Source organism: Chromohalobacter sp. 48-RD10, assembly GCF_029889785.1.
In the GTDB taxonomy this organism is placed as follows: Bacteria; Pseudomonadota; Gammaproteobacteria; order Pseudomonadales; family Halomonadaceae; genus Chromohalobacter.
On record NZ_JARANX010000005.1, the window covers coordinates 200833 to 223099 of the forward strand.

Annotated in this window: 17 protein-coding genes; 14 read left to right on the forward strand and 3 right to left on the reverse strand. The window is 59.2% G+C overall.

Annotated features, from left to right (window positions below; translation table 11 throughout):
* Positions 1-30 precede the first annotated feature (30 nt).
* The 4 genes from gap (at position 31) to OP496_RS08325 (ending at position 3979) form a co-directional block, all read left to right on the forward strand.
* Positions 31-1032, forward strand: a complete 1002-nt coding sequence (gene gap / locus OP496_RS08310) for a type I glyceraldehyde-3-phosphate dehydrogenase (RefSeq protein ID WP_280563099.1) — start codon at positions 31-33, stop codon at positions 1030-1032.
* Positions 1033-1412: 380 nt separating this feature from the next.
* A complete protein-coding gene (locus tag OP496_RS08315) occupies positions 1413-1700 on the forward strand; it encodes a hypothetical protein (protein ID WP_280563100.1) in 288 nt (95 codons plus the stop codon).
* A 75-nt stretch (positions 1701-1775) separates the two neighbouring features.
* Positions 1776-3092, forward strand: coding sequence for a sensor domain-containing diguanylate cyclase (locus OP496_RS08320; RefSeq protein ID WP_280563101.1), 1317 nt, complete (start codon positions 1776-1778; stop codon positions 3090-3092).
* A gap of 80 nt (positions 3093-3172) precedes the next feature.
* Positions 3173-3979, forward strand: coding sequence for a dienelactone hydrolase family protein (locus tag OP496_RS08325; protein WP_280563103.1), 807 nt, complete (start codon positions 3173-3175; stop codon positions 3977-3979).
* Positions 3980-4025: 46 nt separating this feature from the next.
* Here OP496_RS08325 and pncB read toward each other — a convergent pair whose 3' ends face one another.
* Entirely contained in the window at positions 4026-5198 is a 1173-nt protein-coding gene (gene pncB / locus OP496_RS08330; RefSeq protein ID WP_280563104.1) for a nicotinate phosphoribosyltransferase, read from the reverse strand.
* A gap of 102 nt (positions 5199-5300) precedes the next feature.
* Positions 5301-5597 (reverse strand): DUF4190 domain-containing protein, encoded by a 297-nt coding sequence (locus OP496_RS08335; protein WP_280563105.1) that lies wholly within the window; start codon positions 5595-5597, stop codon positions 5301-5303.
* Positions 5598-5674: 77 nt separating this feature from the next.
* On the opposite strand from OP496_RS08335, the gene OP496_RS08340 reads away from it, so the two are divergent.
* The 3 genes from OP496_RS08340 to OP496_RS08350 all read left to right on the forward strand — a co-directional run bounded on the left by OP496_RS08340 (position 5675) and on the right by OP496_RS08350 (position 9618).
* On the forward strand, positions 5675-6817 hold the full coding sequence (locus OP496_RS08340) for a GNAT family N-acetyltransferase (RefSeq protein ID WP_280563137.1): 1143 nt from the start codon (positions 5675-5677) through the stop codon (positions 6815-6817).
* A gap of 67 nt (positions 6818-6884) precedes the next feature.
* Entirely contained in the window at positions 6885-8717 is a 1833-nt protein-coding gene (locus OP496_RS08345) for a monovalent cation:proton antiporter-2 (CPA2) family protein (RefSeq protein ID WP_280563107.1), read from the forward strand.
* 67 nt (positions 8718-8784) lie between these two features.
* On the forward strand, positions 8785-9618 hold the full coding sequence (locus OP496_RS08350; RefSeq protein WP_280563108.1) for a fructosamine kinase family protein: 834 nt from the start codon (positions 8785-8787) through the stop codon (positions 9616-9618).
* Here OP496_RS08350 and OP496_RS08355 read toward each other — a convergent pair.
* Positions 9615-10238: a TetR family transcriptional regulator gene (locus OP496_RS08355; RefSeq protein ID WP_280563109.1), complete on the reverse strand. Its 624-nt coding sequence runs from the start codon at positions 10236-10238 to the stop codon at positions 9615-9617. The two genes, OP496_RS08350 and OP496_RS08355, sit on opposite strands and share 4 nt — an antisense overlap.
* Positions 10239-10398: 160 nt before the next feature.
* Here OP496_RS08355 and OP496_RS08360 point away from each other — a divergent pair, with 160 nt between their 5' ends.
* From OP496_RS08360 to cyoB, 7 genes are all read left to right on the forward strand, one after another.
* Positions 10399-11649, forward strand: coding sequence for an efflux RND transporter periplasmic adaptor subunit (locus OP496_RS08360; protein ID WP_280563111.1), 1251 nt, complete (start codon positions 10399-10401; stop codon positions 11647-11649).
* Between the two features lie 3 nt (positions 11650-11652).
* The gene (locus OP496_RS08365) at positions 11653-14856 is read left to right on the forward strand and encodes a multidrug efflux RND transporter permease subunit (RefSeq protein WP_280563113.1); all 3204 of its coding nucleotides are present in this window, start codon (positions 11653-11655) and stop codon (positions 14854-14856) included.
* A 109-nt stretch (positions 14857-14965) separates the two neighbouring features.
* Positions 14966-17260 (forward strand): mechanosensitive ion channel family protein, encoded by a 2295-nt coding sequence (locus OP496_RS08370; RefSeq protein WP_280563114.1) that lies wholly within the window; start codon positions 14966-14968, stop codon positions 17258-17260.
* 152 nt (positions 17261-17412) lie between these two features.
* Positions 17413-18423: a J domain-containing protein gene (locus OP496_RS08375; protein ID WP_280563115.1), complete on the forward strand. Its 1011-nt coding sequence runs from the start codon at positions 17413-17415 to the stop codon at positions 18421-18423.
* Positions 18416-18889, forward strand: a complete 474-nt coding sequence (locus OP496_RS08380; RefSeq protein ID WP_280563116.1) for a hypothetical protein — start codon at positions 18416-18418, stop codon at positions 18887-18889. The genes OP496_RS08375 and OP496_RS08380 overlap by 8 nt, the downstream gene beginning before the upstream one ends.
* A gap of 482 nt (positions 18890-19371) precedes the next feature.
* The gene (gene cyoA, locus OP496_RS08385) at positions 19372-20283 is read left to right on the forward strand and encodes a ubiquinol oxidase subunit II (RefSeq protein ID WP_280563117.1); all 912 of its coding nucleotides are present in this window, start codon (positions 19372-19374) and stop codon (positions 20281-20283) included.
* 4 nt (positions 20284-20287) lie between these two features.
* Positions 20288-22267 carry a cytochrome o ubiquinol oxidase subunit I gene (cyoB, locus tag OP496_RS08390; RefSeq protein ID WP_280563119.1) on the forward strand — a complete coding sequence of 660 codons (1980 nt, stop codon included), beginning with the start codon at positions 20288-20290 and terminating at the stop codon, positions 22265-22267.

Here is a 22267-nt window from a genome sequence, read left to right on the forward strand (position 1 = left end):
GTCCACGCCAATCAAAGAGAGGAAGCCATTATGACGCTGCGTATTGCAATCAACGGGTTTGGGCGTATCGGGCGTAACGCACTGCGGGCTCTCTACGAAAATGGTTATCGCGACCGCGTTGAGGTCGTCGCCATCAATGATCTGGGCGATCCGTCGCTCAACGCCCATCTACTCAAGCATGATAGCGTGCATGGGCACTTCACGTTCGAGGTGGGGCACGACGAAGAGTCACTGCACGTCGATGGCGACCGCATCCGCATACTTTCCGAGCGTGATCCGGCCGCCTTGCCCTGGACATCGCTGAATGTCGATCTGGTCATGGAGTGCACGGGGCTCTTTACCAAGCGTGACGCCGCCGCCAAGCATCTCGAGGCCGGCGCTGAGCGTGTGCTGATCTCCGCGCCCAGTGGCGATGCCGATGCCATGGTGGTGTTCGGCGTCAACGAGCACATGCTGACCAGCGAGCATCGTGTGGTCTCCAACGCTTCTTGCACCACCAACTGCCTGGCGCCGGTCGCCAAGGCGCTCAACGATGCGGTGGGCATCGAAAGCGGCCTGATGACGACGGTGCATGCCTATACCAACGACCAGAATCTGTCTGACGTTTATCATAAGGATCCCTACCGGGCGCGTAGCGCGACCCAGTCGATGATCCCTACCAAGACGGGCGCTGCAGCGGCTGTGGGTCGGGTATTGCCCGAGCTTGAAGGAAAATTCGATGGCTTGGCAGTACGCGTGCCGGTCATCAACGTATCGCTGGTCGATCTGACCTTTACTGCTGGCCGTGAAACCACCCAGGAAGAAATCAACGCCATCGTCGAGAAGGCGGCCGAGGATTCTCCGGTATTGGCCTCCAATGCCCAGCCGCTAGTGTCGATCGATTTCAACCACGATGCGAACTCGTCCACCTTCGACGCCAACCACACCCGCGTCAACGGCCGCCTGGTCAAGGTAATGGCGTGGTACGACAACGAATGGGGTTTCTCCAACCGTATGCTGGATACGGCACTGGCAATGCACGCGGCCAAGTAAGGCTGTCGTCGGTGACGTAACCACCCCGTGTGGGAGCGTCCGGATACACGTCTCGCGCACTCACGGCTCCGCTCGATCGTTGTCCGTTCGCTCTCGCTTCTCATCGGGTACGTCAGGTACTCGGGAAATCAGGCGCCTCAGGGCGCCTTTTTTCTGCCGGGACGCTCAAGATTTGACACCCCTCGGCCGATATTCAAGCTAAGGCGGCACCGCATTGCCATTGGCATATTGCAACTTTCGTGACGATGCCTAAGCTCCTGTCCTGTAGAGAATGACGAAGTGCCATAATGGGTCCATCATGACCTTATGGTCGGGTTTATACCCTTCCTGTGATATACTGTGAAAGGCATGCATCATTTCTCATCAACGGAACGGGCATCATGCGCGATTTTGTGCAACAGGCTCATCGGCTGGTCGGTGTCATGCTGCGCGATGGACACCGCAATCGCCAAGGAAAGATCACCGGTGTCGATCAATCGCGCGACACGCCTGCCGTCTACGTCGCTTGGTCGGGACAGCCCCGTTGCGAGCGTGTGGCGCTGAGCATTGAAGAGCTGCGCACCCTGGTGTCGGCCTATCTCGAGACACATGATCGCCGACCCGTTGAGCAAGCCGAACCGGAGGCCTCACCGGTCTCGCCGCCACAGCGGCGCACCGGGGTGCAGTAGTCCGCTTGTGTCTTCGCCGAGTCAGCGGTCGTGTGAATTCGTCACGAAGCCTGTGAAGTGGGGCGATGACTCATTATGGATATATCGGCCGCGAAGGGTTTCTCCACGCTACCCAGCGATTGCGATGCATTGCTGGAGGACTCTCCCGCCATCCTATATGCGACCGGCCCCGGCTGGTGGCGCAACGATCTGCACTACGTCAGCTATAATCTCGCGACGCTGATCGGCGCCACGCGGGCTCAACTCCAGTCTACCCCCGCTTTGTGGTTGGAGCATGTGCGCGATGCCCAGGAAGTCGAGGCACGTCTGTTCGCGGGGCTGGCGGCGGGTAAGTCGCGTATTCGGCTGTATTACCGCATTGCGTGTGCCGAGGGGCATGTTCGTTACATGCAAGACGATATCGCGGTACAGCGTGACGCCATGGGCGATGTCATCGAGTTGATCGGTTCCTTGGCCGATATCAGCGAGACGCAGGTGGCGCTGACCCGTCTTGAGGAACTGGCCGATAGCGAGCGCCGTTATCGCTTTATCGTCGAGCATGTCAGCGATGCCATCTTGTTGATGGATGCTGATGGGGAATGCCGCTTTGCGTCGCCGTCGGTACGCGGTCTGCTCGGGCATCGCCCTGAATCCCTGCACGATTGCGGACTGCTGGAGTTGTTGCCGCCGGACGATGCGCCGCGCGTGCAGCGTCTGATTCACGATGCCTCGCGTCATGGTAAGCCGTTGCGCATGGAGCTCCGCATGCGTCACCGGCTAGGCCATTATGTGTGGCTGGAGACCTGCTGCTCGCCCTATTTGAATCCTGCCAGTGAATGCTACGAATGGATCCTCGCGGTGGCTCGGGATATTACCGATCGCAAGCATCGCGAACATCGTCTGCATGAGCTTTCGACAACAGATAGCCTCACCGGGGCGCTCAATCGTGACGCCTACTTGAATTGCTTGCGTAGCGGCCTGGAAGCCGCCGATCATGTTTCCCAGCGTGTGTCCCTGGTGATTTTCGATATCGACCATTTCAAGACGATCAACGACACTTGGGGGCATGCGGCCGGCGATCTGGTGTTGGCCTGCGTGGGCGAGATATGCCGCACTGCGTTGCGCGATCACGATGTGTTCGGACGTATCGGCGGGGAAGAATTCTCGTTGATGCTGGCCGGTCAGTCGCTGAACGACGCGGCGTTGCTGGCTGAACGACTGCGCAAGAAATTCGAAAGCGTGCGGGTCGAATTTCATGGCGAATGGCTGAGCTTCTCGGTAAGTTTCGGCGTGGCGGAGCGCCAATCCCGCGAGGGGGGGGAGTCGCTGCTACACCGTGCCGACATGGGGCTCTATGCCGCCAAGCACAACGGCCGTAACCGCGTGCATCAGGCGCCACCGCAACCCATATGACACGTTATGCCATTACCCTACCTCGTATGCCGCATCGCCGCGCGTTAGCCGGACACGGCGTAAGAATCAAGGAGAAGAACATGATGCGAATTCTGCTGGCTTGTTTGCTGAGCATGCTGAGTCTCGGTGCCTGGGCGGAGACTGTGGAAGGCCCGAAGGTCGTCGGCGAGACGTTCGAATACTCCACTGGTGGAGAAACGTATCAAGGGTATCTGGCACGCAACGTCAATGACGAGGAGCCGCGCCCAGCGGTGTTGTTGGTGCACGAATGGTGGGGCCTCAACGATTACGCCAAGTCACGCGCCGATCAGTTGGCGGCCTTGGGCTTCGTCGCCCTGGCGGTTGATATGTATGGCAAGGGCAAGACAGCGGCGCATCCGCAGGACGCCAAGGCATTTTCCCAGCGAGTGATGAGCGATTGGCCCACGGCGCGTGCGAGCCTCGAGGCAGCCATGACCAAGCTGCGGGAACAGTCCTATGTGCGTGGCGATCGCATGGCGGCGATGGGGTATTGCTTTGGTGGTGGCGTGGTGATGAACATGGCACTGGCGGGCATGCCCATCGAGGCGGCGATCAGTTTCCATGGCAGTCCCACTCAAGCGGTCTCCGATCCGCAGCCCTTCGATGGCATCGTGCAGATTCACAATGGCGAGGCCGACGGCCTGGTCGAGGCGGATGCGCTGGAGTCGATGGCACAGACCCTAAGCGATCAGGGCGCCGAGGTGCGCGTGGTGCAGTACCCAGGCGCCAAGCATGGTTTCAGCAATCCGGGGTCCGATGCTCAGGCCGACGAGTTCGATCTACCGTTGGGTTATGATGCCGCCGCCGATGCGGCCTCTTGGCAATCGGCCCTGGTGGCGCTGGACCGCGCTCTCAACAAGGACTGACATGCAATCTGGCGGCGCCTTGTCGCGCCTCCAGATTGCCGCCGAATCAGGCGCGCCGGGAGAGGGCCAGAACGCGCTTGGCGAGTTCGATCATGTCGGCGTCGCCGGTATTTTTGTCGGGAACGTCGGAGAGCTTGATCACCGGGATCCAGTGTTGCCCCTCTGGGCGTGCCTCGGTCATCTTGATGACCATGTTCATTGGCGTGACACCGACATCATTGGTGAAGTTGGTGCCGATGCCGAACGCGGTGGTGATGCGTCCACGACAGAAGTTGTCGATACGCTCCACGCGCTCGGGGGTCAGGGCATCGGAAAAGATGATGGTCTTGGTGCGCGGGTCGATGCCCATGCGTTCGTAATGCGCGATGGTGGCGGCCGCGAACTCGAGTGGGTCGCCGCTATCGTGACGCACGCCATCGAAGAGTTTGGCGAATTTCTTGTCGAAGCTGTCGAAGAAGGTAGCCGAGGTGAAAGTGTCGGTCAGCGCGATGCCCAGATCGCCGCGATAGACATCTACCCAATGCTCCAGGGCCAGGCTGTTGGCCATCTTGAAGCCGAAGCGCGCACCGTGAAACATGAACCACTCGTGGGCATGCGTGCCGATTGGTTTGACGCCATGCCGCATGGCCAGGTGCACGTTGCTCGAGCCGGAAAAGGTATCGCCACCGTGGTGGCATAGTGACGCCACGACACGGTCGTGGACGCTATAGGAATAGCGCCGACGGGTGCCGAATTCGGCGATCTTGAGACCTAGACGCTTGTAGTGTTCGATCTTGTCGCGGGTGCGGGTATCGATGAGCGCATCCGAGTCGCGCTGACCGTCGCCCATTTGATACCAGATCTCGCTGATCAGCGCCATCAGCGGGACTTCCCAGAGAATGGTGCGATACCAGAGTCCCTCGATGCGCAACGTGAAGTGTCCGCCCTGCTGTACGATTTCGACTTCCTCGGGGTTGTAATGAAACCCCGAGAGGAAGTCGAGATAAGTCGGGTCGAGATAGGGGCAAGTGCGTTCCAGGTAGCGCTTTTCCTCGAGGGTCAGCGACAGATTCGCCATGGCGTCCACTGCCTCGCGTAGTCGCTCGGCAAAGCCGGGAGGGAAGGTGTGGTCTCCCCGGTTGATGAACGCATAGCGAGCTCGCGCATAAGGAAAGCGCTTGATGACCGCGCTTTGCATGGTGAACTTGTAAAAGTCGTTGTCGAGGAGCGAATCCAGCATCGTGCATCCTATACGGCGAGGTTCCGAAACGGGGGTGCCAGCTTAGCGCAGCTATACGATGGGCACCACTGCCGCCGGGCTGTGCGTCGGCTGGTGAAGTCCTTACATGAAGGCCATGACACCGAACATGGTGATCATGAAGCCGCCGAACAATAACAAGCCCGCGATCGACAGCAGGATCAGCAGATAGCCGAGGATGAGTGCCGCTAGTGCCCAGGCGTCGCCTTGTTCATTCGTTCGACGGATCTGTCGGCGTGCCAGATGGCCGCAGACGACGCCACCCAGTACGCTAGGCAGCACGAAAATACCCAGCACACTGAGCGCAAAGGCGACGATAGCCATGGTGTTGAACTGTGGCGTTTGTGGTGGCGTGGATGGCACGGACGTGTCGCGGGGCATCGCTTGCTCCAGAAATGAGTTGATTTCACCCTAGCATGAGCCGTGATATTCGGGAATCCGCTTCGGGAGGCGTAGCGATGGGCTTGACGGTACGGGAACTGACGCGCGTTGCCGATGTTCCGCTCGAAACATGGAATGCGTTGGTGGGTAAGCGCTACCCTTTCTTGCGGCACGAGTTCCTGGATGCCCTGGAAAGCACCGGCTGTGTGGATACCGAGAGTGGCTGGGTGCCGCGTCACCTCTCGCTGTGGCAGGATGAACGCTTGGTGGGCGTGCTGCCGCACTATCTCAAGATGCATTCCTTTGGCGAGTACGTCTTCGACTGGAGCTGGGCCGACGCCTGGGAGCGTGCCGGTGGCCGGTATTATCCCAAGCGATTGAGTGCCATTCCCTTCACGCCTGCCGTCGGGCCGCGCCTGACCGTGGCACCCGACATCTCGTCCGCCCAGGCCATACAAACGGTGGCGGCTTTTTTCGAGGAGTGGGGCGACGACTTGTCGGGTTGGCATTTGCTGTTTGCCGATGAGCAAGAGATTGAGCAGTGGCAAGCGCAGTGGCCAGTCTTGCTGAGACGTGAGGCAGTGCGTTTCGAATGGCGCGATGCCGGTTACGGCGATTTCGAGGGCTTCCTGGCGTCGATGCTGGGGAAACGGCGCAAGGAGATTCGCCGCGAACGCCGCAAGGTCGCCGAACAGGGGTTGAGTCTGCACCGACTGAGCGGGAGCGACATCGATACTGCGGCGTTGGCTCACTTCTATCGCTGCTATCGCATCACCTATCTCGAGCGTGGGCAGATGCCCTATCTCAGCGAAGCGTTCTTTACCCGGCTGCGCGTGACGATGGGCGAGGCGCTCATGCTGGTGCAGGTACGCCAGGGTGATACACCGGTCGCTGCGGCGCTCTATCTGCGAGGCGGTGATACGTTGTATGGGCGCTACTGGGGGAGTGAAGTCGTTGCCGACTGTCTACACTTCGAAGCATGTTATTACCAAGGCATCGAATACTGCCTGGAACAGGGGCTGCAATGCTTCGATCCCGGTACCCAGGGTGAGCACAAGTTGTTGCGCGGCTTCTCGCCCGAGCTGAGCACTTCGTTGCATTACTTGCCGCATGCCGGATTTCGGGAGGCGGCCGCACGGTTCTGCGTCGAGGAACGTCAGGCCATGGGGGCGTATCGAATGGCATGTCACGAGCGCTTACCGTTTCGCCATGTGCCATGAACAGGATCCATCACCGGGAGCGTACCGTGGCGTGGTCATGGAGGGATCATATGAGGAAGACTAGCGCATGAATTTTTTCTATGAGGCAGCGGTACTGCTAGGCGCTGCCATCATCGCCGTGCCGTTGTTTCAACGCTTGGGATTGGGCTCGATACTGGGCTATCTCGCGGTGGGGCTGCTGCTGGGGCCATCCGTGCTCGGCTTCATCGCCGATCCTGAAGAGGTGCTGCATTTCTCCGAGTTTGGCGTTGTGATGTTGTTGTTCCTCATTGGTCTCGAGATGGAACCCTCGCGTCTATGGCGCATGCGCAAGCAGCTGTTCGGGCTGGGGCTTTTGCAATTCCTGGGGTGTGGCGTGTTGCTGACTCCCATCGGTCTGGCATTGGGCCTGACATGGGATCTCGCAGTGCTGCTGGGGTTGATTCTGGCGCTGTCTTCCACGGCCTTCGCTCTGCAGATTCTCAACGAGCAGCACCGCTTGGCGACGCCCCATGGCCAGACGGCGTTTGCCATCCTGCTCTTCCAGGATTTGGCGGTCATCCCGTTGCTGGCCTTGCTCCCGTTATTCGCGGGTGATCTGGGCGCCAACGCCGGAGCGACGCTGTGGCTCGATATCGGCAAGGCCGTGGGCATGGTGCTCGGCGCGATCGTCTTTGGGCGCCTGGTCTTTCCGCGCGTACTGGCACTCATCGCGCGCAGCGGTGTACATGAGGTGTTCACCGCCGCGGCGCTGTTTCTGGTCCTGGCCATGGCCCTGGTCATGGAATGGGCGGGCCTGTCCATGGCGCTGGGGGCCTTCCTGGGGGGCGTCATGCTGGCGGATACGGTTTATCGGCACGAGCTGGAAGCCAACATCGAGCCCTTCAAGGGCATCCTGCTGGGGCTGTTTTTCATCGCCGTGGGCATGTCGGTCAATCTGACGCTCGTCTTCGACAACGTATGGTGGGTGCTGGGCATCACCCTGGGGCTACTGGTGGCCAAGCTAGTCGTCATAATGCTGGTGGGCATGGCGGCGCGATTGCCGCGTCAGGAGATCCCGCGTTTGGCGACGGTGATCGCTCAAGGCGGTGAATTCGATTTCGTATTGCTCAGTGCAGCGGTCAGTGCGGGAGTTTTCGATCAACGCATCGCCAGCCTGTGTATTGCGGCGGTAACGCTGAGCATGGCATTGACGCCGTTCCTCTATCGTGGCGGCAACTGGCTCGCTGGCCGGATCGGAGTAAATCGCCCTTACGACAAGGACTTCGGCGATGAGACGCCGCCGGTCCTGATCGCGGGGCTGGGGCGCTTCGGGCAGATGGTGGCGCGTGTGCTCAAGTTGCAGGGCATCAACTTCACCGCACTCGACCCCAACATTACCCAAGTGGAATTCATTCGCCGCTTCGGGTCGCGTATCTATTATGCCGATGCTGCGCGCCTCGATGTCTTGCGCTCGGCGGGTCTCGCGCAAGCCAAGGTGCTGGTGATCGCTGTCGACGATGAGGAGGCGGCACTGACCATCGCGCGTATGGTGCGCAACCACTACCCGCAGCTCAAAATCTTCGCCCGCGCGCGCAATCGTCATCATGCCTGGAAGTTGATGGAGATCGGGGTTGATACCGTCATGCGCGAGACATTCGCTTCAAGCATGGAAATGAGCGTGGAAGTACTCAAGGGCTTGGGCTATCCCGGTTCCAATGCGCTGGAGGCCGTGCGCACCTTCCGCGACTTCGATAACCAGTTGCTGGCAGCTTCCTATACTCATCGCCATGATGTGGAGACTTTGAGGAAGACCGAGCATGAAGCCATTGTTGAATTCCAAGCGCTTTTTCAGCAGGAATTGAAGCAGCGCCGAGGCAAGGAAACGGGAGCCGATACGGCATCGGACACGGCAACTACATCCATGTCGGACGAACGTTGAGTATGCCTTGCCGCGGGTTCAAGAGGGCTTCGGTTCAGACCAGAGGTATTGATTGACGGAGGTTGATATGCAGGAAGCGCTGCGGGCCGTGCTGGCGTCGCAACATCTTGTCGCTCGGGGCGAGCCCCGAGCCTTGGCGGGGGGCGATATCGCCGAGGTCGCCTGGCTGGAAACCGATCAGGGCGCGGTGGTGGTCAAGCGCGACGACCCTGAGGCCCTGGCCGCCGAAGCCGAAGGTCTGCGCGCCTTGCACCGGGCGAACACGGAGTTGAAAGTGCCGGCGGTGATCGCCCAGGAAGGAGAGTGGCTGGTCATGGAGGCGTTGGCAGCGGGTGGCAAGCGTGACGCAGCGGGGTTAGGCGCAGGTCTGCGCGAGTTGCATGCCGTTCACGGCGAGCATCATGGATGGCTGAATGACAACCGCTGCGGACCCACAGCGCAGCGCAACACGCCCTGTGATGATGGTCGCGTGTTTCAACGCGAGCAGCGGCTGATGCCGCTGGGCAAGGCCTGTAATGAGCGCGGTTTGCTGTCCGCCACGACGCTGGATGCTCTGGGTGATGTCGCCGGCCGACTCGAGACGTGGTTGCCGGACGTGCCGCCAAGCCTCGTGCATGGCGATCTGTGGTCCGGCAATGTGCTCACCACGCCCGAGGGGCCGGCCATCATCGACCCTGCTGTCTACTATCATTATCCCGAGGTCGATCTGGCGATGCTGACGCTGTTCGGCGCCCCGGGCGAGGCGTTTTCCGAGGCTTACTGGGACGGCGCTCGACCTGATGACTGGGAGCGTCGCGAGACCTTGTTCCAATTATATCCGCTGCTTAATCACCTGCTACTGTTCGGTGGTGCTTACCGAACGGGCGTCGAGCGGGCCATCGCGCGCTTGCAGATAACTTAGGGTTGGGTGCTACGCGTAATGAGGTAGAACAGACCGTCTATTGCCTCGCCGCCGCTTTCGCGCAGCGAGAAACTATCGGGAGCTCGGAGCCAGTCGTGTACCAGGCCGCCGATCATTGAGTGCAGCATCAGGGTGGCGACGTCCGGTGCGATTGCGTCGATGAGCAGGCCCTCGTCGTGGGCTTGCTGAAAACAGCGCCGCACGACCTCGCGACAATCCGAGGCCAGGCGGTTCTGCAGCTCCACTGGGTTGATGTCGCTGATGAATTCGCAGCGATGCATCAAGATGGTGTGGACGCGACATGAACGTGGGCGTTCGAGCATCTCGAAGGCGTGTAACGTGGCAAGGCGCAGCGTATCCAGCGGGCCTTTGGCCTGGCGCTCGGCGGTAATGTCGTCGATGATCTGCTGGAGCGGCATCTTGACCCGGTCGAGCATGGCATGGAAAAGGTCGGCTTTGTTCTTGAAGTGCCAATACACGGCGCCTCGCGTCATGCCGGCATGACGCGCGATATGTTCGAGCGAGGTACGTGAGACGCCCTTTTCGAGAAAGACGTCTTCGGCAGCATCGAGCAAGGCTTCTCGCGTGGCCTCGGCTTCGGCTTTGGTTCTGCGGGGCATGGCGTGATCTCGTTGATGAATCCGGCCAGACGGTGGGGAATGAGCACCGAGAGGCGAGACTTTTTAGCCATCATACCCCAAGTGAATGGCATTTACATTCATGTATGTATGCGTGTAGTCTTAGCCATCATTGATCTCGATCAAACAAGGTAAAACACCGATGGTATCCACGACAGGGAACGAGCGCCGGGGCCTTTGGGCCGTGGCGCTGGCGGGCGTACTGCTGATGGGCTGCGGCGGCGATGATGATGCCCAGCAGCAGTCAAGTGACGCTTCTTCTCCGCCGCCCAAAAAGGCTCAGGTCATGGAAATGGCCAAGCGCGACATTTCGCTCGACAAATCTTATCCTGCCATGCTGCGTAGCGATAATGAAGTCACTGTCGTGGCCCGCGTCAGCGGTAACCTCGAAGAGCGACATTTCGATCCCGGCCAGCAGGTCGAGAAGGGCGAGAGTCTCTATACGATCGAGCCTGAAACCTATCAAGCGACAGTACGTCAACGCGAGGCGGATCTGCAAAGCGCGCAGGCCGATGCGGAACTGGCCCAGACCAACGCCGACCGCTATCAGCGTCTGCTCAAGCAGAATTCTGTCAGCGTGCAGCAACGTGATCAGGCGCAGGCCGATCTCAAGGTTGCGCGTGCCAGCGTCGCCCAGGCGCAGGCGGCATTGGATAGCGCTCGTATCGATCTCGAATACACCGATGTCGAGGCGCCGGTATCGGGCATGATCAGCCTGAGCGAGGTGAACCTCGGCAATCTTGTCAACGACGGTACTGAGCTGGCGACGATTACTCCGCTCAATCCTCTCGAAGTGCGTTTCCAACTGCCTCAGGAAGAAGCCTTCGAACTGCGGCGTCAGCGCCAGCAACAGGGCAATGAGTCGATCACCGCCGAGCTGAAGATCCCGGCGTTGCCGGGGCAGACCCTGAAAGGGCGTGTGGAATTCCTGGGCTCGCGTGTCAGTGAAAGCACCAGCACCGTGCAGGCGAATGCCTTCTTCGATAATCCCGATGGCATGTTCATGCCGGGACAGTTCGTGCGTGTCGAGCTGGATGGCGTGAAGCGTTTTGATGTGTTTGCCGTGCCCGAAATCGCCGTGACACAAGGGCTGATGGGCCCACAGGTCTATGTGCTCAATGACGAGAATAAAGTGACTACACAAACCGTTCAGTTGGGCGACACTGCTGGTCCGTGGATGATCATTACGGATGGAATCAAGGCGGGAGACCGCGTCGTGGTCAGCGATCCCGGTAACATCAGCGCCGGTGCGAGCATCGATCCTCAGCCGTTCGATGGTGATGTCGAAGCGCTCTCGAGTGCCGAAGAAGGCGAGGCTGCACCTGGAAACCAGACCCAGCAGAAAGGCTCCTCCGATGCCGATAGCCAAGCTAACGAGGAAGGTGGAGCCTGACGGATGAATATTTCCAACTTCTTCATAAAACGGCCGGTCTTCGCCACCGTTATTTCGATCATCGTGACGGTGGTCGGGATAATGGCGATGCGTGTCTTGCCCATCGAGCAATATCCCAGCGTGGTACCGCCCACGGTTTCCGTGGAAGCGACCTATCCCGGTGCCGACGCCGAGACGGTCTCGAAGACCGTGGCGGCCCCGATCGCCGAGGCGATCAACGGGGTCGAGGACATGATCTACATGACCTCGACCAGCGCCGACAACGGATCGATGCGGATGAACGTCTCGTTCGACATCGGGACTGACGGGGATATCAACACGATCAACGTCAATAACCGTGTCCAGCAGGCGCTTTCCCAGTTGCCCGAGTCGGTGCAGTCGCAAGGCGTGACGGTCGAGCTGAGTTCTAGCAGTATCTTGATGTTGGTGGCGTTGACGTCGCCGACGGATGAATACAACAACATCTACATGCAGAACTACGCCACGCTCAATATCCTCAATGAGCTTCGTCAGGTGCCCGGCGTGGGGACAGCCGAGGTGCTGGGGGGCGGCGAGTTCGCCATGCGTATCTGGCTCAATCCGGACAAGCTGGCGCAGTACGATATGACGTCGGCCGAGGTGGCCAGTGCCATTCGCTCGCAGAACACCGAAATTCCGGCGGGGGCCTTGGCCCAGGCGCCGCAAGACGATGCGCGCGCGTATACGTATACCATTACGGCGCCGGGGCGTTTGGCCGATGCGGACCAATTCCGCGATATCATCCTGCGCACCAATAACGATGGATCGGCGTTGCGCTTGAGTGATGTGGCGCGTGTCGAGCTGGGGGCGTCGTCCTATTCGGTCAACGCCAACATGAACGGCGCCACCATGACGCCGATCATGATCAATCAGCAGCCGGGCGCCAATGCTCTGGAAACCGCCGAGGCCGTCAAGAGCAAGATGGACGAGCTCTCCGAGCGTTTCCCGCCGGGGCTCAAGTACGAAGTGCCTTACGACACCACGTTATTCATCGATGCCTCGGTGGAATCGGTGTTCCATACGTTCATCGAGGCGCTGCTGATCGTCGCGGTTATCGTGTTCATCTTTCTGCAGAACTGGCGTACTACCATCATTGCCATGTCGGTGGTGCCGGTGTCGGTGGTCGGTACCTTTGCCGGGCTGTACATGTTCGGCTTCTCGATCAACTTGTTGTCGCTGTTTGCCATGGTGCTGGCGATCGGCATCGTGGTCGATGACGCGATACTGGTGGTGGAAAACGTCGAGCGATTACTGGAGGAAGATCCCGAAATACCCATACGCAAGGCGGCCATCACCGCCATGAAGGAAGTCAGCGGCCCTGTTATCGCGACCTCGTTCATCATGGCGGCCGTGTTTATACCGGTGGCCTTCCTGGGGGGCTTCACGGGCCAAATCTACCAGCAGTTCGCGTTGACCATCGCGATTTCCGTGGCCATTTCGGCGATCGTGGCGTTGACTTTCACACCCGCGATGAGTGCGCTTTTCGTCAAACATAAGTCAGAGTTGGGCGATTCCAAGATCGCGCGTGCCGCCTCGACGCCATTCCGGTTGTTCGATCGCTTCTTCGACTGGGTGACGCGTGGTTACATGGCGATAGTGCGCTTGCTGGTCAAGGCCTGGGTGCTGACGCTGGTGCTCGCGGCATTGATCATCGGCTTCTCCTACTGGTTGTATCAGACCAATCCGTCGACACTAATTCCCGAGACCGATCAGGGGATCGCGATCGCGAGTGTCACCTTGCCGCAGGGTGCGTCCGTGGCGCGAACTACCGAGTACATGGATAAGCTGAGCAACAAGATCGAGCAGGACCCGGCGGTGGAGTACTCCACCACGGTGGCCGGCTATGACATGTTATCCAGCGCGGTCAACACGGCCAAGGGCGTGATGTTCGTCACCCTCAAGCCGTGGGGGAAACGCGATAAGTCCGTCGAGGACCTTATTGCCGAAATCAACCAGACGGCGGCCGGCCTGGAAGGTGGTACAGCGAGGGCCTTCAACATGCCGCCGATCATTGGTCTTTCCACCACGGGGGGCTTTACCGGATATCTGCAGTCCTATAGCGGGGCCGACTCCCAGGAGTTGATGAAAGCCTCCGGCAAAATCATGCAAGCCGCCAACAAGCGTCCGGAGCTTGCCCAGGTATTTACCACCTTCGACGCCTCGGTACCGACCTATCGAGCGCATATCGACCAGGAAAAAGCGCTGAGTTATGGCGTTTCCATCGATGACCTCAATACGACGCTATCGAATACGCTGGGTAGCGGTTTCGTGAACTATTTCACATATCAGAACCGCAATTTCCAGGTTTACATGCAGAACGAGGACACGTTCCGGAAGACGCCCGACGATCTGAACAAGATATTCGTGCGTGGCGGCGATGGTGAGCGTATTCCGATTTCCGAGTTCGTGACGCTAGAACGTCAGTCGGCGGCATCGGTGGTATCGCGCTTCGGGGTCTATCCGTCGGCGCAGTTCCAGGGTGGCCCTGCGCCGGGCTATAGCTCGGGCCAGGCGATCGCCGCGATGCAAGAAGTGGTTCAGCAACAGCTCGGCAATGATTGGGGCATGGGCTGGACAGGCACATCCTTTCAGGAGGCCAATGCCGGCAATGCTGCGATCATTGCCATTACCTTCGGTATCTTGATGGTCTTCTTGATCCTGGCGGCGCAGTACGAGAGCTGGGCATTGCCGCTGGCGGTTATCACAGCGGTGCCATTCGCCTTTATTGGCTCCATTGGCGGGATCGTGTTGCGTGGGTTGGACACCAGTGTCTATGTCCAGGTGGGCATGCTGGTGGTGGTCGGGCTGGCGGCCAAGAACGCCATCCTGATCGTCGAGTTCGCCGAGTTGCAGCGACGCGAATTCGGCAAGTCGATCCGCGATGCCGCATTGACTGCCTCTGAGCTGCGTTTCCGGCCGATCGTGATGACCTCGCTGGCGTTCATCTTCGGGACCTTGCCGCTGGCCATCGCGACTGGCGCCAACGACACCAATAGTCATCATATCGGTACCACGGTAGCGATGGGTATGGCCTCGGTGGCCGTTTTGGCCAGCCTCTTCGTGCCGGCCTTCTACGCCATGATCGCCAACGTGCAGATATGGCTGCAGAAGAAACGGGGCGTATCCTCTCATCACGAGGAGGACGACGAGGCGTCGGAAACGTCCGGGCCGCCGGCAAACAGCCACTGATCTTTGATTGAACCGACTATGGCCAGGGCCTCGCGCCCTGGCTTTTTTGTGCGCGGCCGCTTATGCAGGGATACTGGTTGGTTGCGGCGTCCGGCTAGGGCACTCTGTCATGATGGCAAGACGAGGTGAGGTGAGCATGATCAAGGGAGCGACGCATTGGTACCGAGGAATCGTCCTCTTGTGTGTGCTACTAGTGTTTTCGTGCAGTGCGTGGGGCCAGAGCGCATCCCCGCTGGCGGCACTCTCCGGGAGTAGTAACAGCCAGGCATCACAAGATGAGGCGCCATCGAACGAGCAGGCGCGTGCCTCGTTGGATAGCGTCATCTCGATGCTTGAGGATCAGCAGCGCCGCGATGAATTGCTCACGCAGTTGCGTGAGTTGCGAGCCTCGCTGGAGGGCGTCGATGCCGACGCCGAGCCAGAGTCGCCGCGCGGATTATTGGGGGCCATCGCGGACTCGTTGACCTCGCTGAGCGACTCCGGCGAGGTCGTGACACCGTTTGAGTATTGGCAGCGCCTGGGCGAGCGGGCGGGGGACACGCTGACGCGGCGCGTCGCGTCGCTGGAGTCGCTGCTGCATCTCGTTGGCGATTTCGTCTGGGTGCTGGGATTATGGGGCGGGAGCGCAGCGCTGATGGTGTTCGGCGGGCGCAGCTTGGCCAAACGCATGGACATTCAACTCACGCTCAGCGCCGAGCCGAGCACCTGGATGCTGATACGCCATATGCTGCGGCGCTTGCTACCCTGGGGGATCGCCTTTGGCCTTACCTTGGGCGTCGTGCATGGCATGATATCCACGCTGGGGATGACGCTGGCGATGGTAATCGCTTACATCACCCTGTGCGGGATTCTTTTTACCGCCGTGTGTGAAGTCGTCTTCTCGCTGTTTGCTAACGGCCATCGTCGCGTCGCCTTGCGTATTCTGCATCGCCGGGCTGCTCGCTGGCTGTTCATCATCGGCGTGCTGGTCGCCTTGGGCGATGCCTCGAATGCCTCGGAACTACGCTTGGCTCTGGGGACGTCGCTGGCGGAAATGGTCTCGATGCTGGCCAATGTCACGGCCGCCTTGTTGACGGGGGCATTTACGATCCGTTTCAAGCGTCCGGTCAAGCACTTGATTCGCAATCGTCCTTATCGTTACCGGCGCGACAAGCGTGCCAGCAGTGAGTTGATCCAGGTGATCGGATCATTGTGGCATGTGCCGGTTCTGCTCATGGTGGTGGTCTCGCTGGTGGCGATACTGACATCGGAGGGAGACTCGCGCAGTGCTTTCGCCAAGGCCATCGTGACGGCCGGGTTATTGGTGATGACCCTGATCGTCAACGGCTTGATTCATCGCCACGCCGAGCAGCCTTCCAAACTGCGCCGTCAGTCACAGTATCGTCGGCGTTTGATGCGCTTCGGCTATACCTTGGCGCACTTGATCAGTTGGTTGATCTTCGCCGAGTTGGCGATGCGTGTCTGGGGTTTGTCGTTGCTGACCTTTAGTGGGGATGAGGGCATCAGCCAGCGCATCGGGCAATCGCTGATCAGTATCGGCATGACATTGCTGCTGGCGTGGCTGGTCTGGATTCTTGCCGATACCGCGATCGAGCGGGCGTTGCTCTCCTCCAAGCGCGCTCGCAGCGGACGCGCGCAGAGCACGCGGGCGCAAACCATTACACCGTTGATTCGCAATGTGGTCTTCGCCACCATCGTGATTATCGCGATCATCGTGGCGCTGGCAAACTTGGGGGTCAACGTCACGCCGCTGCTGGCCGGTGCCGGGGTGATCGGTCTAGCGGTGGGCTTCGGCGCTCAGACACTGGTTCAGGACTTGATCACGGGGCTTTTCATCCTGATCGAGGATTCGCTGGCCATCGACGATTTCGTCGACCTGAGCGGACACATGGGGACAGTCGAGGGATTGAGTCTGCGCACCGTGCGCTTGCGTGATCTGGATGGCATCGTGCATACGATTCCCTTCAGCCAGATCAAAGGAATCCAGAATTTTTCACGGGAATTCGGTATCGCCCTGATGCGGGTCCGTGTGGCGCATCATATGAAGATCGACGAGGCGATCGCCATCGTGCGTGAAGTCGCCGAGGAACTGCGTCGCGATTCGATGATGCGGCATTACATCTGGTCGTCGCTGGAACTCCAGGGGGTGGAAAGTTTCGATGCCGGCGCGGCGATTCTACGTATGCGCATGCGCACGGCGCCGGTCATGCAGTGGGACGTCGCGCGGGCTTTCAACCTGCGACTCAAGCGGCGTTTCGATGAGCTGGGCATGGAGCTCGCCATGCCGCGCATGAGTGTGAGTCTCGAGCCGTCTTCTGGCGAGGCCGCGACTCTGCCGACGACGACCGAGCATGCTACGACAGCCAGTGGTCATGTCAGCGATGCGCCATCTGACACGGGCTGAGCGCGACTGCGGAGGTGGCGATTTAGAAAAAGGGGTGACTAATGTCATGGCGTCGCCGTTAAAGGTATGCAGCAAGCGGCCGATGCCCATAGGATGCTCGCACGTCACGCGGCGATTACCGATAACGAACAATCCAAAAGCCAGGAGCTGGCATGGCAGCATCGCGTTTTACGCCTTTCGAGCGCTTATTGCTCAGCAGCCGTAACGAGGCCGATACGGCTGCGTTGTTGTTATTGGCGTGGCTGGCGATGAGCGATGGCCAGGATACCTTGAGCGACCGCAAACGTGCCTTGCTCGACGAGCTCACCGGAGACTTTCGCCACGACCATGGCTATCAGTTGGTCGTCGAGCTGGCGAGTGCGCCGGATTTTGTAGCCTTGCAGCTCGCGGCAGAAGTGTTGCAGCGCTATTATCGTGGGCCGCGCCGGGAAACCTTCCTTCGCCAGGCGATTCATGTAGCCACCCATGAAGGGGCATTGGCGGCTGGCCAGCACCATGTGCTGCGTTTTCTGGCTGATCTGCTAAGCGTAGCGCCCCAGACGTTCGAGGTCTTGTTCCGGGATGTCGCTGGCTATCCGCTGGCGGTGCCCGAGGATCCGAGTGCCGCACATTATTGGCGGTCACACGAGAGTGCCGAACATCGGCATTATTCCCGACAAGGCCATGACGGCGCGTATGGCGAAAGTTCTCGGGAGCGCACGGACGGGGAGGAGGGCAACGCACAAGGCTCGCGAAATCGTCATCGGCATGAGCGTCGCTATCGCCAGCGCGAGTATGCCAAGGACGAGCGTGAAGAAACCCGGCGGCGTCGCTGGCGTTGGCGGCGAGAGAATACCGGGCAGCGTGAGCAGGCGCATGGTGGTCAGTATTCGCACGAGGACAAGCGGCGCCGCGAGGGGTTTTCCCATGAGGGATTTTCCCGCGAAGGTGCGCACGCCAAGGGGCATGCCACAGGCAATGAAAAGACACAGCGGGCATTGGCCGTGCTGGGATTGATGGAAAACGCCCAGAAGAGCGACATCAAGCGCGCTTATCGGCGTCTGGCTCAAAAATATCACCCTGATCGCTATCATGCGCAGAGTCAGGAGGCGATGGTCACAGCCTCGCTGCGCTTTCAGCGAATCAAGAACGCCTATGATTATTTGATGCGCCAACATGCGTGATCTTTATCGACGACTGGACATCCGCGTGTCGGCAAGCGACGCGGACATCGCACGGGCCATTGCGCGCTGCGAAAATCAAGCCGTCAAGACGGACGCCGAGGATGTCTTGCGCACCGCATCGCGCAAGCGTGAATACGATCAGCTCTATGGCACCTTGACAGGCATCGGTCTGTTGCGCGCGCGCATGGGGTTGAGTCATGCACCGTATTGGAACGGCAACGTAGCCAACGACTTCTCGATCAGCGCTGATGGCGAGTACGCCCGCTATGCGGAACTGAAGGCCAAAGTGGAGCGTGCCGTACGTGTCGATGATAACTGGCAGCGTGTGCGGTGTATCCTGCGCTGGAGCCTTGGGTTGATGCTGGCTGCGGGTGTCGCGGCGGCGGTCGCGGCTTATGTCTGGGGCATCATTCCCACCGAGGGCATGTCGTTGCCGAGTCTTGCCTCACTTCCTACAATCGTATGAGCGTCTGCTCAGCCAAGAGGCTTAGGGTGCGACATGGCTGCGGCAATTAGTCGCTTCTATTCCGCCTGATTTTGCTTCAGAATGCCGTCCCGTCGGCTCCCTGCTTGTTGCTCGCGTTCGGCCGCATGGCGATCCTTTAGCAAGCAGGCTAGGGGCGAGATGGCGTAAGCGATGCGTGCTCGTTTATGGCGGACATATTCACCATTATCCAACATGCGCGGTACGCCCAACCTTCAGAGCGCAACACACTCGTGTCATTGGCAGCCGAAAAACCGGTGGCCGGTCGGTATGCATGCCATGGGGCGTTTCCAAGTGGTCAGCAATACATGAGCCGACCATTTGGACACTCTCCAAGTCGCTGACGTTCCGTTGGCGAGTGTGCCATTGTATTTTGACGGCCGTGCCTAACGGGTCGCTAGCGGAGGAAAGCATTCAATGAGCAAGCGCTGCAACGTCTTCCCATGCTTGAGTGAGGCCATGCAATGAGAATGAAGAAGAACCTGGGATGGCTCGGTATCCTGCCCCTGATCGCAGTGCTGCTTAGTGGCTGCGACGGGGCGCTCGTGGATCCCAAGGGTCAGATCGGGGTAGAGCTGAAATCACTGATTATCACGGCGTTCTGGCTGATGATGATCGTGGTGATCCCTGTCCTCGTCATGACGGTAGTTTTTGCTTGGAAATATCGGCATAGCAATCATGCTGCCAAGTACATGCCGGACTGGGCGCACTCCAACAAGATTGAAGCCGTCGTGTGGCTCATTCCCTGCGTAATCATCCTGTTTCTGGGGATCATTACCTGGAAAACGTCGCACTCACTGGATCCCCACAAGCCGATCGAATCCGACGCCGAAACCATGGAAGTACAGGTCGTCGCCTTGGATTGGAAGTGGCTGTTCATCTATCCCGAGCAAGGCATCGCAACGGTCAACGAAGTGGCAATGCCCGTTGATGTGCCGGTGCACTTTAGCGTGACGTCGGCGTCGGTGATGAACTCGTTCTTCATTCCAACCCTGGGCAGCCAGATCTACGCCATGGCGGGTATGGATAATGATGTCTATCTCGTCGCCAATGAGGCAGGCGACTACGTTGGCAAGTCCTCCCATTATAGTGGCAAGGGTTTCTCGGAGATGACCTTCGATGCGCATGCCATGTCGCAGGATGATTTCGATTCCTGGGTCGACAAGGTGGGTCAGTCGTCCGAAACGCTTTCGTACGACGGGACGACTTACCAAGAGCTGACGGAGCCGTCCACGGACCATCCTGTGGAGTATTTCTCCGACGTAACGTCAGACCTGTACCGCGACATCGTCCAGAACTTTCATGGCGGTAACGGTGAAGGTGGACACGATGGCGGTCATGGCGAGACGCCCATGAGCGCAGAGGCAGCGGAGTAACATTATGTTCGGAAAACTTGGACTTGACGATATTCCCTATCATGAGCCAATTCTGGTCGTGACGGCTATTGTCATGATGCTGGGTGGCTTAGCCATCGTCGGCGCGCTGACGTATTTCAAGAAGTGGAAGTGGTTGTGGACGGAGTGGTTGACCTCCATCGATCACAAGAAGCTGGGGATCATGTATTTCCTCGTGGCGTTGGTCATGCTGCTGCGCGGTTTCTCCGACGCGATCATGATGCGCACTCAGCAAGCCATGGCTGCCGGGGGCGCTGAAGGGTATCTACCGCCCGAGCATTACGATCAGATATTCACCGCGCATGGTGTGATCATGATCTTCTTCGTCGCCATGCCCATGGTCATCGGTTTGATGAACCTGGTGGTGCCGTTGCAGATCGGTGCGCGTGACGTGGCCTTCCCATTCATGAACAACCTGAGCTTCTGGCTGTTCATGGCGGGTGTCATCCTGACCATGATATCGCTGCTCATTGGTGAGTACGGCAAGACCGGCTGGTTGGCCTACGCGCCATTATCGGGAATACAGTACAGTCCCGGCGTAGGGGTCGATTATTGGATCTGGGGACTGCAGATATCGGGGATCGGCACCACCCTGACCGGTATCAACTTCTTCGTCACCATTCTGAAGATGCGCACCAAGGGCATGACGCTTTTTCGCATGCCGATCTTCACCTGGACGTCGCTGTGCACGAACATCCTGATCATTGCCTCTTTCCCGATTCTGACCGCGACCATTGCGCTGCTGACACTCGATCGTTACCTGGGGATGCACTTCTTCACGAACGACATGGGTGGCAACATGATGATGTATGTCAACCTCATCTGGGCCTGGGGCCATCCTGAGGTATATATCCTCATCCTGCCGGCGTTCGGGGTGTTCTCCGAAGTCATCGCGACCTTCGCCAAGAAACGCTTGTTCGGTTACAACACCATGGTCTGGGCGACGGCCTGTATAACCGTTCTGTCGTTCGTGGTGTGGCTGCACCATTTCTTCACCATGGGGGCAGGCGCGAACGTCAATGCCTTCTTCGGTATCGCGACGATGATCATCGCCATTCCGACCGGGGTGAAAATCTTCAACTGGCTGTTCACCATGTATCGCGGTCGGCTGCAGTTCACCACACCGGTACTCTGGACATTGGGCTTCATTATCACCTTTACCATCGGTGGCATGACCGGGGTGATGCTGGCAGTGCCCGGCGCGAACTTCATACTGCATAACAGCCTGTTCGTCATCGCTCACTTCCACAACGTCATCATCGGCGGCGTAGTGTTCGGCATGCTCGCAGGCCTGACCTACTGGTTCCCGAAGGCTTTCGGCTTTACGCTCGACGAGAAGTGGGGCAAGCGTTCTTTCTGGTTCTGGATTACCGGTTTCTATCTGGCCTTCATGCCGCTCTATATCCTGAGCTTCTACGGTGCGGTACGCCGCATGCAGTCTTACGCCAACGCCGATTGGCAGCCGCTGATGATCGTGGCGTGGGTGGGTGCCGTTCTCATCCTGTGTGGTATCGCCTGCACCGTGATCCAGTTCGTCGTGAGTATTCGCGATCGTGAGAAGAACGCCGACATCACGGGCGATCCGTGGGATGCGCGTACATTGGAGTGGTCGACGTCTTCTCCTGCACCGTTCTATAACTTCGCGCATCTACCCAGCGTCGGCTCTGTTGATGCCTTCTGGGAAGCGAAGAAAGAGAAGGGCATGGCAGCGGACAAGCCGACCCAGTACGAAGATATTCACATGCCGAAGAACACCGCGGCGGGGCCGATCATGGGATTGATCAGCACCGTGTTCGGGTTCGCGTTGGTCTGGCATATCTGGTGGCTGGCTGGTATCGGCGCGATCGGCATGTTCGTTGCCTTCATGCTCCGTGTCTTCAATGACGATATCGACTACTACGTCCCGGCGGCGGAAGTCGAGCGTATTGAACGCGAGCACCATAAACGGCTGGAGATGCAGGCGTAA

Coding starts and splice junctions, on each gene's coding strand:
- cyoB (WP_280563119.1), top strand. CDS start 20,288: ATGTTCGGAAAACTTGGACTTGACGATATTCCCTATCATGAGCCAATT.
- OP496_RS08360 (WP_280563111.1), top strand. CDS start 10,399: ATGGTATCCACGACAGGGAACGAGCGCCGGGGCCTTTGGGCCGTGGCG.
- cyoA (WP_280563117.1), top strand. CDS start 19,372: ATGAGAATGAAGAAGAACCTGGGATGGCTCGGTATCCTGCCCCTGATC.
- OP496_RS08365 (WP_280563113.1), top strand. CDS start 11,653: ATGAATATTTCCAACTTCTTCATAAAACGGCCGGTCTTCGCCACCGTT.
- pncB (WP_280563104.1), bottom strand. CDS start 5,198: ATGCTGGATTCGCTCCTCGACAACGACTTTTACAAGTTCACCATGCAA.
- OP496_RS08355 (WP_280563109.1), bottom strand. CDS start 10,238: ATGCCCCGCAGAACCAAAGCCGAAGCCGAGGCCACGCGAGAAGCCTTG.
- OP496_RS08315 (WP_280563100.1), top strand. CDS start 1,413: ATGCGCGATTTTGTGCAACAGGCTCATCGGCTGGTCGGTGTCATGCTG.
- OP496_RS08335 (WP_280563105.1), bottom strand. CDS start 5,597: ATGCCCCGCGACACGTCCGTGCCATCCACGCCACCACAAACGCCACAG.
- OP496_RS08375 (WP_280563115.1), top strand. CDS start 17,413: ATGGCAGCATCGCGTTTTACGCCTTTCGAGCGCTTATTGCTCAGCAGC.
- OP496_RS08340 (WP_280563137.1), top strand. CDS start 5,675: ATGGGCTTGACGGTACGGGAACTGACGCGCGTTGCCGATGTTCCGCTC.
- OP496_RS08320 (WP_280563101.1), top strand. CDS start 1,776: ATGGATATATCGGCCGCGAAGGGTTTCTCCACGCTACCCAGCGATTGC.
- gap (WP_280563099.1), top strand. CDS start 31: ATGACGCTGCGTATTGCAATCAACGGGTTTGGGCGTATCGGGCGTAAC.
- OP496_RS08325 (WP_280563103.1), top strand. CDS start 3,173: ATGATGCGAATTCTGCTGGCTTGTTTGCTGAGCATGCTGAGTCTCGGT.
- OP496_RS08380 (WP_280563116.1), top strand. CDS start 18,416: ATGCGTGATCTTTATCGACGACTGGACATCCGCGTGTCGGCAAGCGAC.
- OP496_RS08350 (WP_280563108.1), top strand. CDS start 8,785: ATGCAGGAAGCGCTGCGGGCCGTGCTGGCGTCGCAACATCTTGTCGCT.
- OP496_RS08370 (WP_280563114.1), top strand. CDS start 14,966: ATGATGGCAAGACGAGGTGAGGTGAGCATGATCAAGGGAGCGACGCAT.
- OP496_RS08345 (WP_280563107.1), top strand. CDS start 6,885: ATGAATTTTTTCTATGAGGCAGCGGTACTGCTAGGCGCTGCCATCATC.